Below are 16,502 nucleotides of genomic sequence, written 5' to 3' on the forward strand. Positions count from 1 at the left end.
AAATATTTTTAAAAAAACACAAATAAATACTTATAAGTTCTTTTCCCATTATTAGATACTAAGGTCATATAATTCCAAGAACGAAAAATATAGGTTCCTATTAAACATATTATATTTAAAAAGACTGTTGCATATCAATAATTTATCCATCTCATTCCTGGAATATGATTCATATTCTCTATTACATAAGATCGATAGTTTATTTTTGCAACAGCCTCTGTGATACAATCCTTATTAAAATACTATTCCTCTTCCGGTATCCATACCCGCATTTGATTTAACCCTCTGTTACCCCAGGTATAATACGGAATAAGTCTGAGCTTACAGGTTTCCTTTGCCGGACGTTCGTGAGTATACAAAGAATCACAAGTTATAGCCCTGTAACCATCAATTTTAACTTCTACAATTCCGTTCAATATATTTGATGGATACGATTCCGCTTCCGATTCTTTCTTAACACTCAGGCTAAGAACATCCTCGTCATTATCAATACCCTCCGCACAATAAACCAGCGGTCCTCTGGAAAATGCAACCTTACAACTATCGGCGCTGACCTTGCCCGAAGCAAATATTCGTCTTACACTCATATCAAATGTAACGGTTACTTCATCTTCAGCAGTAAATTCTTCGGTTAGATAGGCATAACCGTTCTTCGTTTCATAATTGCTTTTTTTCCCATTGAGTTTAATAACGGTTTCCTTACTCCACTGCGGAAGCCGAATTGCCAGTGTCATATGCATTGCAGTATCATCCGGTTTAAATCTATAAGTAACCCTATCGCCATATGGATATTCGGTTATAACCTCTATTTTACCGTGTAGAGTAAAACTAAGGTCAAGGGTTCCGCCTATAAATAAATGAGAATAAACCGTATCTCCCTCTTCACTCCAGGCATATCTGCCCACGGAAGATAATAACCTGGCTACATTAGGGGGGCAGCAGGCACAGGCGAACCATTTCGGTCTCTGCGGCAGCGCATGGCGATGGGTTACGGCTTCGCCGGAGATTCCGGGTATCACTTCCAGGGGATTAACATAAAAGAACTTTTCTCCGTCCAGCTGCATTCCGGCCAGTACACAGTTATACAGCGCTCGTTCCATGGCATCCGAATATCTGCTGTCTTTCTCCAGATCAAGCATTTTTCTGGCAAAGAAAATCAATCCGATGGAAGCACAGGTTTCGGCATAAGCAGTATCATTGGGTAAATGGTAATCCTTCGTAAAAGCTTCTCCCTCATATGCCGAGCCGATTGCTCCCGTGACATACATCTTGCACTGGGTGATATTATCCCATAGTGTTTTACATGCATTTTTCAGTTCCTGATCTTTTGTTTCAAAAGCTACATCTGCCATACCTGTGTAAAGATATACAGCACGGACTGCATGACCCACGGCTTTTGTCTGTTCACGTACCGGGGTCTGGTTCTGCGCATACTCCTTGTTATGACTGTTATTTCCCCATACCGTCCAATTATACTTCTGACTTTCTTTTATAAAATAATCACTGTCAACACCGCGTACATTAACAAAATGCTCTGCCAGTTCTTTATATTTATCATTTTTTGTACATCGGTACATTCTCATAAGCGCAAGCTCAACTTCCGGATGTCCGGGATACCCTTCTGCTCCCTCTTCAATAAATCGTTTGTAAATATGGTCTGCCATACGGCTCATTATGTTCAGAAGTTTTGTTTTACCGGTTGATTCCGCATAGGCAACTGCTGCCTCCATCATATGTCCCGCACAATAAAGTTCATGTGCTTCTTCCAGATTAGTCCATCGCTTGTCAGGCATCTTTACCGTAAAGTAAGTATTCAGGTATCCATCCCTTTGCTGCGCGCGGCCAATTAGCTCAATTACCTCGTCACAGCGGTTTTCCAGTTCTTTGTCCGGATATTTAAGCAGGGAATAAGCGGCAGCTTCCAGCCATTTGGCGACATCACTGTCCTGAAAAACCATTCCGTAAAATTCATCATCACAGGTTCCGGTTTCAAGCATTTTAGCTGCTGCCCTAAAGTTCTCGATTGCATGGCTTTTTTCAGTATCCGGGATCTCATCCTTTAATACTTTTTCCTGATACGGTATCACTACCTCTTTAACAAGTTTTTCATATCTTCCGAGAAAACTGTCGGAAACAATAAAATTCTTCAATAAATCACTCATTTTTATATCCTCCTATTTGATAATAATAAATTTATTACATCTACTAATTTAAGAAATTACTGCCTGGTTAAATTTGATCTCACTATTGTTTTTTCATTAACCACTGCTTCCCTTATCACATAGTAATAAAAGTGTATAAAACAGATAGACAGTAATATTAAAATGTTTTATGATATAAACTAATTATAGATATTATCAATAAATAATCAACTACTATAACTCTATAAAAGGTGGCGAAAACTTAGATGCGGTATTTTTTATCCGATGCAGATTATCCCTTGAAATATCTATCTTGCGGCAATTTGATCAGCAAGCAGGAATTCCTGCATGTGAGGCGTAACTTTAATATAAATGTACTTATTATGGTAAAAGAGGGAATATTATATATTTCGCAGGAGGGTGTAAATTACGAAGTTGGCCCGAATCAATTTGTATTATTGAGAGCCAATGAAGAACACTTTGGATATAAACCATCAATCGGGAAGTTATCCTATGTTTGGGTTCATTTTCTGACTAATGATAAAATGATGGTTGCCACCAAAGAAAAATTTTTAAAGAGAATATTGGATCAAACGTTAGAATCCAGACTAAACAACTTATACGTCATACCGGAGTATGGGGAAATAGCCCTTACCCAAAGAGCTCCCTTACTCTTTAATCAACTATTGGATTTATCAAGACAGGAAATGATTTATTCCAGTCAGATAATAGATTATGCACTTAGTTTATTGATAATGGAGATCTCCCAGGAATTTATAGAAATGCATTATAAAATAAGACATAATATCTCTCCAAATATAGCAAGGGTTATGGAATGGATCAAAGCAAATTATTATAAATCAATTACGGTTAAAGAAATAGCCAATGAATTCGGATATAATGCAGATTATTTATCTTCTCTGTTTAAAAAGACTACAAATACAACGTTAACAAATTATATTAACAAAACAAGGATTGAAATATCAAAGTCACTCATAAGCAATTATGATTTATCGATTAAAGAAGTTGCATATTCCTGTGGTTTTTCAGATGAAAAGTATTTTATGAAATTATTTAAGAAAGCAGAGAGCATGACCCCATCCCAATACAAGAAAGCATTTACCAGGAAAATGATAAACGACAGGTAGATTAGATTATGTACTGCTAAAACAGTTTATTATAGCATCCTGGCATTCTCAAACAGAACTGGGGTTATCTCAGGATACGTCAAGGTCTCGGGCAGTTGATCAAACGTCCTTACTTCTTTCATCTCACTATCCGGAATATCCGCTAGTTCGGTTATTTGTGGGGAGATTTCCGTTAATATTTTAGCCAGTGACTTTTGGTGTAATTCGGCGTTTGAATCAATTCTATATTTATTTTTATTATATCACTTAAAATGTCACTTGACCAGTGGTCAAATATGTGCTATGTTATAGATAGTTGACTGACGGTCAAATTTATAGTAAAAATACTTTTAACCCAAAGGGGAAATATTATGAAAAAAGGCAAATATGGTTTAGATGCACCAGCAGTTGTAATAGGGTATTTCACGTCCGGAATCCTATTATCTCTTATTGGATATATTTACTTACCCAGTGAGAGCTGGATGATCTATTTGGGGGTTTTATGTTTATTGATTGGTTTTTATATGATTTATAGCAGTAAAATAGGTAAATACAAGATGAGAGAAAAAATAATTCAAAGACTGTCTATAACCGGAGAAGAAATATCCCTGGATGTAGGCTGCGGCCGAGGTCTGATGCTTAACGGAATTGCATCTAAGCTCAATTCCGGAAAAGCATACGGTGTTGATATTTGGAATGGGAAAGATCAAACCGGAAACAATTATGGCGCCTTAATGCAAAATGCACACATTGAGGGTACTGAAACAAAAATAGAAGTAATAAATTCAGATATGAGAAACTTACCATTTGCAGATGATTTTTTTGATATTATTGTATCAAGCCTCGCAATCCACAATCTAAAAAATAATCAGGAAAGGAAAAAAGCTCTTCTTGAAATAGCAAGAGTGGCAAAGAATGACTGTAAATTAGCTATACTGGATATCGCACACATTAATTTTTATAAAAAGATTCTTACAAAGCAGGGTTTTATTATTGAATATGTAGATCAACGTCCTTTTCAGATATTTCCTCCCTGTAAAGTGATCTATGCCAGGAAAATGAATGATTGATATTGGTGGTATTATAATCGTAAAGCCGTCTAATAAAATATGGAAGAGCTGATTGTCGGATTACACAGGCTGACTAAATATCTGCAAATGAAATCCATATCGGAAGTTTTAGAATCTCGAATTCCATACCGAATTGAAAAAGTTCCATATCATCTAATCCATTGATTGATATGGAACTTTTTATTATACATTAACAATTATTTTATACAGTTTATTATCCTATATTATATATGATTTTCTCCGCAATAAACATCGCTTTACGTTCTGAATCAAGCATCTGTGAAAGCAGTTCAGCTTGTCTTATACGCATTTCCATTGTCCAGAATTCCCGAGCTCTTGCACCTTTATAGTGCTCCTCACTGCCTAGTAATTTATGAATCTGTCCAGCCATTTCAGAAATATCATAGAAATACTTTATGATTTGTTCCATGCTGTCAGCCTTATCAGACAGAAAGCTTTTATTATCTGAAAGATAAATATAAGCTGATTTGCGTGCATCAAATAAAGCAAGGGAACAGAATTGATTAACTGAAAGCCGTCGAGCAAACTGCTCATCATCGTTATTTTCATACCAGGCTTCGTCCAGCAGGTCAATCTGCCATACCTCATATGCCTTTAACCCCATAGCGTAACCCCTACCGATTTCCTGCTTTGTACAATCGGCAAACACACGCAAAGAATTTACTAAATTTTCTTTGGGTGTTGGGGGAGGAGTCATATCACTGAAATAAGTGATGATAAACGGCCAATTATCAACAAAAAGATAATCATAGGGGTTGTACTTTCCTTTTTCATAGCCAGAAGAATTATGAATCTCTGAATCGTATTTTGTACGACAGAACAAATCTGAGCCGTTATTTTTATAACCACAGATAACACCCCATTCCGGTGCAACCCGAAGATTAATACCTAGTACAGGCATATTGTGCCGTATTTCATTTATCATATGTTTGCGTTCTTCCGCTCTCGCTTCTTTATCAATCCGTTCAGCAAAATCAGGGGTAAAACCAAAAGCTTTATAGCCGGGCATCGCATAATCATATGCAACAAGGCCATCAACTGAACTATAGTCCCATCTCGGGGAGCAGAACGCGAGCCGGTAGCAAGCTCCTGATACACCCATAACATGCTCATATGTCGTTTTAATATGCATCGCTTGCAGCGCGGCGGTTAAAGCGGCCGCCCAGGAGCATTCCATACCCTTACCAAATTCAGGGAGAAGGGGAACATTCGGTATAAAATACTCGTTTTCATCTTGTTTTCTGTATAGCTCCGTTTTATCGATATTATATGCTATACTTTCATTTTCTTCACAAGTAACCAGATGAATACCGTCCTTGTTTAGATATACAAAAGTAAGATAATCCTTGTCATCATTGTTCGGATCACTCGGAAAAGTTTCATGGTCTGCGTGATATTCGTTCCAGTTAAACAAGTTGTAATGTTCGATTTTGAGCATTACATCATATTTAGCTTTTGCAGTGCCATACGACGCTGCAATTATTAAAACACTTTCGGCATTTCTAAATCTCTTGCTATTCAGGTCAATGGTAAGCTGACTGTCCTCGTCTGCAAATGTATAATAAATATTCTGTTCAATCTGATATTTCAAGATCAGATATTTCGGACGATTATTGTCCAATGGGCAAGCCAGTGTAAGTGCGTTCACCATAATATCTAAATTGTCGTTTTGAATTAGCTTATTCAAACGCTTCGCCACATTGTAGCTTTCTATTCCGTCACCATAGAAAGCGGATAAAATTTGAATTTTACTGTCAGTCAGCAGTGAGTCAATACTCGTACCTAATGCTTTTGCAAGATTTGGCAACAGGACTGTTTCAGGTAATGCGTGGCCATTTTCCCACTTCGAAACTGCTTGGGGGCTAATATTCAATATTTCAGCAAGATTTTCCTGTGTATACCCAAGTTCTTTCCGCAGGGCAGCGATTTGCCTTCCAATTTTGTTTATATCCATACAGAATCTCCTTTAAATAAACTTATCAGCTGATAAAACTATTTTATACACTAAAATAAAAAAAAGGAATACATCTTTGTTTAATTCCGGAAAGTAAAAACTCAACTGTGGGTTGTATTACAAACACTCATAAGGATCTCATGCTCAACTTACACCGCAGGATGATAATCTCATAAAAAAATTCGCCTTCTTAAGATTAAAAACTGCATGTGCTGCTGTGGGCTCTGGTGAATTATTCAGGCTGAAATACCGACCGATATTAGTCATCAATTATGCTTTTTACTATATCCGCCAACTCCAAAGGATTTTCAATCATCGGCATATGACAGGAATTCTTCACAAACCGAAAAGTTATTCTTTGGCATATATCTTCCGGCAAACATAAATCTTTAATTCGGTTATTATAATTTGCATATCCTCGATCGCCATAAATTCCATAAATTCTAGCATTGGTATTTTTAATATAATTCGTAAAATCATCCTCTCTTTGCATATATTTTTTTAAAGAATCACCATAGTATTGGTCTTCTTCTTTAATCATAGAGAGCACTTGTTCTCCGTAATCATCCATATTAACAGGAAGCATTAAATTTCGATAGAAGACTTCTGTAGGTTTTAAAATCGAATCAACTAAAATACATTTATTGCATTGCAACCGCAATGATGATAACAATTCCAACGCTATAATACCTCCCATACTATGACCAATAATAAAATCATAAGTATTGTTCCCATAGGTATGATACAACCATTGGGTTATATCAGAAAAATTTTCAGCCTTTTCTGTTATTTCACGTGGATATTCTACATAAGTAATATCATAAGAGAAGCGATTAAAGAAATAGCAATGAATTGATTTCCAGAATGTGCTTTCTATTTCAATTTCACTGGTTCCATTAATCTTAATGAGTATTCATTACCACACCTTTCCGGATTGTCATTACGAATATGCTCCTCCAAACATAACCTTGAACTGTCCGATTTATATTTATCATGACTTAACAACTGTTTCATTAATATTTTCCATGAAACCTCAATATCATCTGTACTTTCTATTACTGCATATAATCCACCGGGAAGCACCATTTCCTTTAGATATTCTGGTATTGTGAGACCCTCTGGAATAGAAGCACAAAATCCATATCCATATGGATTCCCCTCCCCACTAGGCATTGGTTTCATATTACCTCCGAATAATCGGGCAGTGCCCACAAGATTAGATGACTTAATCCAATTTAGGACGGGCACCAACTATTGGTTTATTCATTAATATTCCTCCTGAGATATCTCAAGATAATAATAACACTTATCGCTGCGTCAATTGCAATAGTTTTTTAGCAGCCATAGAACATTTTCTTGAAGTTTACACCAGTGCTAGTTATAATATAATAATAAAGTAAAATATTGTAATTAACAATAGGAGAAGGTATCATATGATTGAATGTATAAGCCATATAACTTTTATCGTAAATGATTTAGAAAAAACAACCCTATTATTTAAAGAATTATTTGATGCCAAAGAAGTATATTATAGTGGTGAAAAAAAACATTCTTTGTATAAGGAACGCTTTTTTGTTATCGGAGGTCAATGGATAGCAGTCATGGAAGATATAAATATACTAAATAGAACTTATCATCATGTGGCATTTAAAATATCAGAATACGATCTAGATAGTTATTTAAATAAAATCAGAACTTTAAATCTAGAATTAAAGCCCCAAAGAAAAAGAGTACAAGGGGAAGGATTTTCTATATACTTTTATGACTATGACAATAATTTATTTGAACTTCATACAGAAACATTAGAAAAAAGATTGGCATTATACAAATCCTCTGCTGTTGCGCTTAATCTTACCGTATAAGCATTGTTTTCTCCAAGCTTTGAAAGGTAGTGAGGTATCTCTTTCTTAATATCTTTGGAGATGCTTATACCCTCCAGCGCTGTGCGGTTCTCTCCACTGATTACACTTATTTTTTCTCGGTTTTCTACACAATACTCCGATAATATACCTTGATTTTTTACGATATCCTTTCCATCAACGAAAGTTTCGTCAACTACATAATCGTAGTACCTACCCCAATACAAAAAAGAGACCCCTATAGCAACCTTATCGGTTAAAATTAGGGTCCCAAACTTATTCTTAAGAAAAAATGGTTTTCAATATGTAATACCAAAAAGTTTACCGCAAGGAATGTGAGCTGATATAATCTGAATAGCTGATGCCTGTATATTTTTTGAAGCAGCGTCCAAAGTAGTTCGGGTCAGGGATGCCGACATCATTGGCAGTACAGAACATCTTCTTGTTTGTTCCTGCCAACTCAATCGCACGTTCCATCCGGCACTTGATAAGAAATTCGACAAAGCTCTTTCCTGTTTCCTGCTTAAATTTCCGGCTAAGATAGCTCGGGTTAAAGCCGAAATGCTGCGCCACAGAGGTTAGGTTTATGTTAGAATCGATAAAGTTATCTCGTAAATACTGCATTATCTGCTCGATATCAGAGGTCGTAATTTCCTGTCCGGTCTCCTGTGTACGAGTATTGTGTTTATCAAGTTTTTCCTTTATCTTGGTTAACACCTCGGTCACCTCTTGCCGGACAATCGGTTTAAGCATATACTCTATCACCGGCAGTCGGACACACTGACGTGCATACTCAAAATCATCAAATCCAGTCAAAACGATAATCATCAAGTCTGTATATCGCTTTGTTGCAATCTCTATGAATTCTATCCCATTCATAAAGGGCATGGATATGTCAACAAAAACAATGTCTGGCCGTAATTCATCAATAATGTTAATCGCTTCTATACCGCTCTCGGCCTCACCCACCAACACCATATTAAGCGATTTCCAATCTATGGATACCTGTAGTAGCCTACGAGCGGACATCTCGTCGTCTATAATCATAACTCGGTACATCATTCTTCCCCCTCCTGCATAACGCAGGCCTGTCTGCGTCACTGTTTTAATAAGTAGTTTGAAAGGAACTATCAAACTTCCCCCTCTGTTTTAGTTTTCCTCATCTTAGGTATGTATATCTCAATTTCAGTATACTCGCCAGGCTCACTGCGTATCTGCACTATGTTGTCGTAATCATAGTAATAACGTATTCGATTAATGGTGCCACGCAGACCGAAACCTGACAGCCCCTTTATGTCATCCTTCTCGCTTGCCTCCAGCACGTTCTTTATCTGGTCAGCACTCATGCCAACACCTGAATCGTACACAATTATTTGCAAACCGCTCTCTTCCATGCAGGTAGTGATGCGAATTACACACTTTTCACCCTTGAGGCGCACTCCATGGTAGATGCAGTTTTCCACAAGCGGTTGAAGAATCAGCTTAGGTATCATGTAATCAAGTGTACTATCGTCAAGGATATATTCATCCTCAAATATCTCTCCATATCGAAGCTTTTGCAGGGAGAGATAATCCTGTGTAATACGCAGCTCACGCTTTAGTGGTATCTCGCGGTCACCTTTACTAAGGAAATTACGGTAAAAGCTGCCCAGTGTTTCCAGTGCATCATGTGCTTTGTTTGCGTTCTCCTGCACTGCCATATAACTGATCGTTTCTAATGTATTATAGAGAAAATGCGGCTTTATCTGCTCTTGGAGCACACGCATCTCTGCCTTCTGCATATTCTTTTCATTCTCCAGCAGGCGATTGAACAGCTCATTAAGATACTCTATCATACTATTATAACTTTCAGCCAACCTGCCAATCTCATTGTTTGGCATTTCAGTATCAAACTTCTTAAGCCACCCGGATGATCTTGTGCGTTCCATTGCTTCACTTAAATTTCTGATAGGTCGTGCAATATTACTTGTAATAAACCAAGCACAAACAAATGCCGACAGGATAAATGCTGTCAGAGTGATCATCAACGCATGTAAGGTATCCCGCGGCAGCGGCTCTGCCCCCTTACCGCTGGCACACAAAACAACAAGCGGTTTTACTGCCAGTTTGCCAGTCAGCGTCTTCCTCTCACCTCCTAAGCGAATACTCTTATAAACTATACTGTTACTATCATAGTCTCTGTCATACAATGCACTGATTTCTTTATTCCCACATAGAAGTGTACCATTACGATCAAGTATACACATACCGCTGGGATTCTGTAACGCAAGGGCATCATCGAACACATCGCCTGATATGTTCATCATCAGCATACCCAAGAGCTTTTGTGAATTAATATCATATATTGCACGTGACATAGTAAGCAACGGCTTACTTCTTTTTTTTGTAATCGTACCGTTGCCATTAATTGAAATAACTGTGGTACCACGGGCATCCAAAATATTAGAACGCTCTACGCTGTTTATATTGATAGAATATTCACCTATTCCTGTACTTACATGCTCACCATCGTTGCGGAAGATATATACCGAATCAATATAGCTATATAAACTTTGTATTTCATTGATACCCTCTCGTGCATCATATATCTTTTCTCTATCTGTTTCTTCCGTTTTTAAATAATTCACGACTCTGTCATTGAGCATGATCAGACGTGTCAAATAATTATAGTTCACCAAACTTGCTTTGATGGTGGATACCACATTGTTGACTGCTGTTTCCGATGTTCTTGCTTTGAAATCATCTTCCGTTTTCTTAATTATAATTGAAGTTGTTATCATAAACATCATACAGAAAAAAAGCAACAGAATAATAAGCATTAACAGGGCCTTTTGCTGCAGCGACATTCTAATATCGCGTTTTAATCCATTGCCGCCATGCCTCATTTCTACACCTCAATCATGTATATTTATATAAATGCTAATTTTATCCATACTTTCCATATGTTATCGTATCACACCTGCTCCTAATTTTCAACACAGCACATCCAAGTTATCCATAACTCTGATATTGCAACGGGTCTCTGACTCCGTTGTGTATAAAGCCACTTTGCAGAATCCGAAACCCATCTGAAAAAATATTTACTTATCACTAGCCCTTGATTGCTCCTGCAATGAAGCTATCCTGTATCTTCTTGCTAAAGAATATGTAGAATAAAAGCGTCGGGAATGTTGCTAAAACCAACGCCGCACCAATAGGTCCCCAATCCGTGTTATACTGTCCGTAAAAAGCCTGTATACCGACAGGCAGAGTTTTGTGCACAGAATCACTAATAAAGATAGTCGCAAACATCAGCTCGTTCCAGCACTGCAGGAAAGTGTAAATTGACACTGTTGCTACAGCCGGCTTCATCAACGGTACTATAATTCGGAAGAAAATACCCCATGTACCGCAGCCATCGATACATCCTGCCTCATCAAGATCTATGGGCAATTCTTGCATGAAACCTGTGCAAATAAGTATCCCCATCGCTAAGGAAAAGGCAGCGTAGGGAATAATAAGAGCTAAGTAAGTATTGAGCAAATCCAGTTTTGAAAGAGTGACATAGATAGGCACGATAGCCGCATGAATAGGAATCGTCAAACCAAGCATAAAAAATGCGTTCATTTGCTTCCTTCCCTTCCAAATAAATCTTGTCAGGGCAAAGGTCGCCATAAGTGAAACCAGCATAACGATTGCAATAGTCACAACGGCAATAATGGCACTATTCAGGAAATATCTTCCAATATTTCCTGTACTAATTGCCTTTTCATAGTTTGACCACAGCCAGTCATTCGGAAGACCAGCAACATTTTTGCCAAATATTTCCTCGTTGCTCTTGAGGGAGAAAGTAAACATCCAATAGACAGGGAACAGGTTTATAATCGCCCATAATCCAAATATGATGTTTATTCCTACCTCTTTGCCCTTAATTCCTTTATACTGGAAGGATTTATTCTGAGGTCCGGATTTCTTATTTCTATCCGGAAAGATATCACCGAGTTTCATGTTGTTAATCCTCCTTATTCTTGAATATGCGGCCTATAATCAAAGCAAATGTGAAGCATAAAATGATGAGAAGGAAAGCAATCGTACTGCCCATACCATATCGATTACGCAGGAACAACATACTTATCATCAGAGTACTGGGCACTTCTGTTGCGTGTAACGGTGTGCCATTTGTTAATACATAGATTAAGTCAAAAGACTTCAAGGAGCCTGTAACAGCAAAGATAGTGCATATCTTCAGTATAGGCTTTATATACGGTAAAACAATATAACGGTTTACCTGTCCCTCTTTTGCTCCATCAATCATTGCTGCCTCACGATACTCGGGTGGAACACTCTTGATACCTGCATACATCAGCAGCATATGATAACCGATATACTGCCATAAAATAGGTACAAAAACAGCACCAAGTGCGGTTTTTAAATCACCAAGCCAAATCTTTGCCAAACTATCCAGCCCAAGAGATCTTAGCACTACATTAAGTATACCATTGGATGGATTGTAAATTTTTAGCCAGAGCTGACCGATAACAACAGTCGATATAAGAACAGGCATAAAATAAATTGAAAGGAAACCTCGTTCCCCCTTTCTTCCCTTACCGAGAAGAAGTGCAAGCCCCAACGCAAGAGGCAATTGAACTGCTACTGAAAGAAGTGCCAAAAGCAGCGCATTGCCCAGAGCCTTCAAAAAGCCGATTGAGTTGCTGGAAAACAGTTCTCTATAATTTTCCAATCCAATGAAAGTCTTTTTTCCAAAACCGTTCATATCAAAAAGGCTGTAATAGCCCGATATAAATATCGGTGCAACAAGAATGAGAAAAAAAAGCAGTAGCGCAGGGAGAATAAAAAGAATAATTGTCAGTTTATTGCTATATAGTTTTTTCATCTTGATTCCTTCCCTAATAGATAAGAAGCGGTTCCCAGATGATTATGATCCAGACAATCGTTGGGAAACCGCTTCTTTCTTTATCGAATCAGAACCCAATGGTTTAACGGCTCTCATTCATGTTTCTTAAATTATCATTTACGTCCCATAATTATTTTTTAAGGTCTTGATCAAGCTTTTCAACAAATTTCTTACCATCAATTGCAGAAGCATAAATCTGGCTAACATAGTCAAGATAAATGTTTGCATTATCAGCAGACTGAATACCGTCACCAAACAGAACACTCTGTTTAGAATTATTAATAATATCAGCAACTGTCAGTGTCAGTTTGTTGACTGAGCTTGTGTCATAATCAGGTGTCCATGCCGGAAGTCCATTGCCATCAAGGTAACCATAGTGGCTAACGCCCTTAGCAAGTTCAAATGCGGCCTTTGCAGCAACCTCAGGATTCTGGGAACTAGCTGAAACAGCAAGTGAATCACTAGGACCTCCAATGAGCTCGCCTAACTGAGACTTGGTAGAATCAATAACCGGGAACTCAGCAATCTGAACCTTATCTGCTATATCAGTAAAACTTGCACAGTTCCATGTACCATTAATATAGAAAGCATACTTTCCTGCTATGAAGTTTGCTTTAACCTCGTCATTACTAAGTGCAATTCCTTCTGGATCAAAATACTTCTTGTTAATCATCTCCTGGAAATTGTCAACTGCCTTTATAACACCCTCGTTATTCCATGGAGTTTTGCCAAGATACATATCGGTAAGTGTTGAAGCGCCAACGCTCTTCTCGATAATAGATTCAAGATACTCGGTTACACACCAGGTCTCTTTCCCTGAACAGCCAAAAGGAATAATTCCCTTTGCAACAAGAGCGTCACAGCAAGCCATCAGATCTTCATATGTACCAGGAACTTTATCAAAACCTGCTTGTTTGAGAAGATCCGTATTGGCGAACATAGCAACAGCATTGTAATTTGTTGGCGCAGCATAACGCTTACCGTCAAATGTGTGGTTTGTCAACACTTTATCAGGCAATTCAGAAGCATAATCAGCATAGGCATCATCTAAGCAATAAACACGACCAGCATCAACGAATTCTCTAAGAAAACCGCCTCCCCATGTGAAGAAGATATCTGGCAGTTCATTTGCTGCTGCTGCAGCCTTAATCTTCGTCTTATAATCCTGGTTTTGTGTAGCTTCCCATTTAAGGTTGATTTCCGGATGAGCTGCCTGGAAATCAGCGATGGCAGTTTCATAAGCATGGCGATTTGAATCACTCTCTACCGCTATACACCACATAGTGAGGTCGGTAGGCTCACTCTTGCTTACGGCAGGTGTTTCAGTTGCGGTAGGTGCCTCGGTTGCGGCAGGTGTTTCAGTTGCGGTATTAGCTTTAGTTTCGGCAGGTTCATTATTGCCGGTAGCTGTGCTATCACTTTTTTTCCCACATGCGGCGAGGGATAGAAGCATCACCATAACCATTAGTAGCGCAAAAACTTTTTTCATAATACTCCTCCTAAGAAATAATTTTATTTATGTTAATGTGATATGACCCCTATGTATCTTGGAAGCATCCGGATTTCTGCCGTATGTTTCTTAAGTCCAAATCACATTTCCATCGTTGTTATTTGTTGCTTATTTTATCCACATTTCACGGATATTCAATTTGCAACTTATTCTCGTCTCACTGAAATTAGCACATTGTATCTTCAAAATACTCATTGCACTCATACTGTGCGGTACCATCTTTATGAAATACTTCTATCGCTATCTCTTTATTATGTAAATAAGCCCACTGCCGCATATCCGCTTTCCTTATGTTCGATTTAGCAGTGGCATTCTTACCACATGCTGTCATCAGCAGCATTATAAGTACTAACCAAAAAGTTGTCAGAATTTTGAATATTTTTATGCAATTTCCTCTTTCTTGTACCATTATATAATTATATATCTGGAATTTAAATGGAATATATTTACTTCAACAAGCACTATTTTTACCATTTTGCCTATTTGTATATTTTTAATTTATATTTATGTTTAGGGTTATTTATAATTTAGCAGGAGGGCATTAACAGTTTCCGCCTCTCAGTCGATTAATTAAAAGGAATCTAACCTTTAAATATCTTAGTTCTAGATACAGTATTTATGCCCCGGAGCATCAACTAGGATAATTTCCTTAGTCATACAGTATTAATTAATTTGGAATTCTTTCGCATTAAAAATCTCTGGTGATCTATTGGTGATTTTCGGCATTCATAGTTAATTTTCCCTCATAGTCCCCAAAAATATAGCACTCTGCCATTATCCTATGATCGAGTGCTGTATTTTTGAATTTTGATATATCTACTATTTTATAGTAAATTAGCAAAATTCAGGAAAGGCAACCCTTTTCCGGGAAAATAATAGTTACAATTCAGCCTATGGCTGAATTGTAACATATGATGCACAGAAATTATGCATTCTGCATAATTTCGCGCAGGTATGTCTCGGGTTTTCTGTGACTTTCGCTTCGCTTCACTCACAAAAAACACCTCGCCGTACCAAAGGCTGAACTATAACAAATAATACTAATCACCCCATATTTGCATTAACTGGAATATTGGTTCACTTAACGTCTATATATAAGTATTCAGATTTTAATATTGAATATAATTCTAAATCGACTACGCCTCTGCCTTTCCAGTAATTACCCTGCCTTATTGTACCCTCTTTCGTAAATTTGTTCCGTAGAAGAACATTTTTTGATTTTTCATTTTGAGGCATTACAAAAGCTTGAATCCGATTTACATCAATTACATTAAAAAGATATTTGAGTAGTAACGATGTCGTCTTGGTTGCGATACCTCGTCCCCAATAATTCTGATTTAAAGTATATCCGATTGTGACTACATTAACTGTTCTATCAAAATCAAAAACTTCAGCAACACCTACCATTTTATTATTCATAATTTTTAAGTAAATTCCAAGATTAATAATTTTCTTTTTATTAAAATCTCTTTCATGATGTCCAATAATATTATCAACAGCAGCAATGGTTTTTCTTGGTTCCCCAGGTTTAAAACGATAAAGTTCTTCATTCATATTGATTTCTGCATAATCATTTAAATCCTGTTTCTCAATTTTCTTCATTAATACATCATCGTCTTCTATAATTGGAAAATTCTTAAATAATTTATCATAATGCATTTTTCTTCTCCTTTTGTCTATATCTGATTTACCTGTTTTATACATGGAATATAATCAGCTCAACTGCGCTATTACAGGATTACAATATCTTGCAAAAGTATAAATATCGTTTTCTCAAAACAATTCATTTATATTTCCTCTTCAATGTAATTGTATCAGTTTGTCCATCCAACTGCTTTACTTTTTACGTACAAATTAAGTATAATCGTAAGCCTAAATAATTGTGTCATCCCATAAGCTTTCACTGCTATGAAAAAATCTACACAG

At 37.2% G+C, this 16,502-nt stretch carries 15 protein-coding genes; 3 read left to right on the forward strand and 12 right to left on the reverse strand.

The features are described from left to right. Positions 1-242 precede the first annotated feature (242 nt). The gene (locus tag RBU59_RS10925; protein ID WP_308147901.1) at positions 243-2,162 is read right to left on the reverse strand and encodes a glycoside hydrolase family 127 protein; all 1,920 of its coding nucleotides are present in this window, start codon (positions 2,160-2,162) and stop codon (positions 243-245) included. Between the two features lie 245 nt (positions 2,163-2,407). On the opposite strand from RBU59_RS10925, the gene RBU59_RS10930 reads away from it, so the two are divergent. Both RBU59_RS10930 and RBU59_RS10935 read left to right on the forward strand, forming a co-directional pair. Then, positions 2,408-3,289, forward strand: a complete 882-nt coding sequence (locus tag RBU59_RS10930) for an AraC family transcriptional regulator (protein ID WP_308147902.1) — start codon at positions 2,408-2,410, stop codon at positions 3,287-3,289. Between the two features lie 350 nt (positions 3,290-3,639). After that, positions 3,640-4,338 carry a class I SAM-dependent methyltransferase gene (locus RBU59_RS10935; RefSeq protein WP_308147903.1) on the forward strand — a complete coding sequence of 233 codons (699 nt, stop codon included), beginning with the start codon at positions 3,640-3,642 and terminating at the stop codon, positions 4,336-4,338. A 214-nt stretch (positions 4,339-4,552) separates the two neighbouring features. Here RBU59_RS10935 and RBU59_RS10940 read toward each other — a convergent pair whose 3' ends face one another. The 3 genes from RBU59_RS10940 to RBU59_RS10950 form a co-directional block, all read right to left on the reverse strand. Then, positions 4,553-6,313 (reverse strand): helix-turn-helix domain-containing protein, encoded by a 1,761-nt coding sequence (locus RBU59_RS10940; RefSeq protein WP_308147904.1) that lies wholly within the window; start codon positions 6,311-6,313, stop codon positions 4,553-4,555. Positions 6,314-6,572: 259 nt separating this feature from the next. Beyond that, a complete protein-coding gene (locus RBU59_RS10945; RefSeq protein ID WP_308147905.1) occupies positions 6,573-6,992 on the reverse strand; it encodes a hypothetical protein in 420 nt (139 codons plus the stop codon). A 194-nt stretch (positions 6,993-7,186) separates the two neighbouring features. Continuing rightward, the gene (locus tag RBU59_RS10950; protein ID WP_308147906.1) at positions 7,187-7,495 is read right to left on the reverse strand and encodes a GyrI-like domain-containing protein; all 309 of its coding nucleotides are present in this window, start codon (positions 7,493-7,495) and stop codon (positions 7,187-7,189) included. A 251-nt stretch (positions 7,496-7,746) separates the two neighbouring features. On the opposite strand from RBU59_RS10950, the gene fosX reads away from it, so the two are divergent. Continuing rightward, positions 7,747-8,175: a FosX/FosE/FosI family fosfomycin resistance hydrolase gene (gene fosX, locus RBU59_RS10955; RefSeq protein WP_308147907.1), complete on the forward strand. Its 429-nt coding sequence runs from the start codon at positions 7,747-7,749 to the stop codon at positions 8,173-8,175. Here the strand turns inward: fosX and RBU59_RS10960 are convergent. The 8 genes from RBU59_RS10960 to RBU59_RS10995 all read right to left on the reverse strand — a co-directional run bounded on the left by RBU59_RS10960 (position 8,103) and on the right by RBU59_RS10995 (position 16,235). Beyond that, positions 8,103-8,399, reverse strand: coding sequence for a hypothetical protein (locus RBU59_RS10960; RefSeq protein ID WP_308147908.1), 297 nt, complete (start codon positions 8,397-8,399; stop codon positions 8,103-8,105). The two genes, fosX and RBU59_RS10960, sit on opposite strands and share 73 nt — an antisense overlap. A gap of 94 nt (positions 8,400-8,493) precedes the next feature. After that, positions 8,494-9,234: a response regulator transcription factor gene (locus RBU59_RS10965; protein ID WP_308147909.1), complete on the reverse strand. Its 741-nt coding sequence runs from the start codon at positions 9,232-9,234 to the stop codon at positions 8,494-8,496. 68 nt (positions 9,235-9,302) lie between these two features. After that, a complete protein-coding gene (locus RBU59_RS10970) occupies positions 9,303-11,057 on the reverse strand; it encodes a cache domain-containing sensor histidine kinase (protein WP_308147910.1) in 1,755 nt (584 codons plus the stop codon). Positions 11,058-11,262: 205 nt separating this feature from the next. Next, positions 11,263-12,159: a carbohydrate ABC transporter permease gene (locus RBU59_RS10975; RefSeq protein ID WP_308147911.1), complete on the reverse strand. Its 897-nt coding sequence runs from the start codon at positions 12,157-12,159 to the stop codon at positions 11,263-11,265. A 4-nt stretch (positions 12,160-12,163) separates the two neighbouring features. Next, positions 12,164-13,045 carry a carbohydrate ABC transporter permease gene (locus RBU59_RS10980; RefSeq protein ID WP_308147912.1) on the reverse strand — a complete coding sequence of 294 codons (882 nt, stop codon included), beginning with the start codon at positions 13,043-13,045 and terminating at the stop codon, positions 12,164-12,166. Between the two features lie 151 nt (positions 13,046-13,196). Further along, the gene (locus RBU59_RS10985) at positions 13,197-14,555 is read right to left on the reverse strand and encodes an ABC transporter substrate-binding protein (RefSeq protein ID WP_308147913.1); all 1,359 of its coding nucleotides are present in this window, start codon (positions 14,553-14,555) and stop codon (positions 13,197-13,199) included. Positions 14,556-14,742: 187 nt separating this feature from the next. Next, complete coding sequence (locus RBU59_RS10990; protein ID WP_308147914.1) at positions 14,743-14,916, reverse strand: hypothetical protein; 174 nt, start codon at positions 14,914-14,916, stop codon at positions 14,743-14,745. Between the two features lie 737 nt (positions 14,917-15,653). Next, complete coding sequence (locus RBU59_RS10995; protein ID WP_308147915.1) at positions 15,654-16,235, reverse strand: GNAT family N-acetyltransferase; 582 nt, start codon at positions 16,233-16,235, stop codon at positions 15,654-15,656. Positions 16,236-16,502 lie beyond the last annotated feature (267 nt).

The sequence above is a fragment of the Anaerocolumna sp. MB42-C2 genome (genome assembly GCF_030913705.1).
Lineage (GTDB): Bacteria > Bacillota > Clostridia > Lachnospirales > Lachnospiraceae > Anaerocolumna.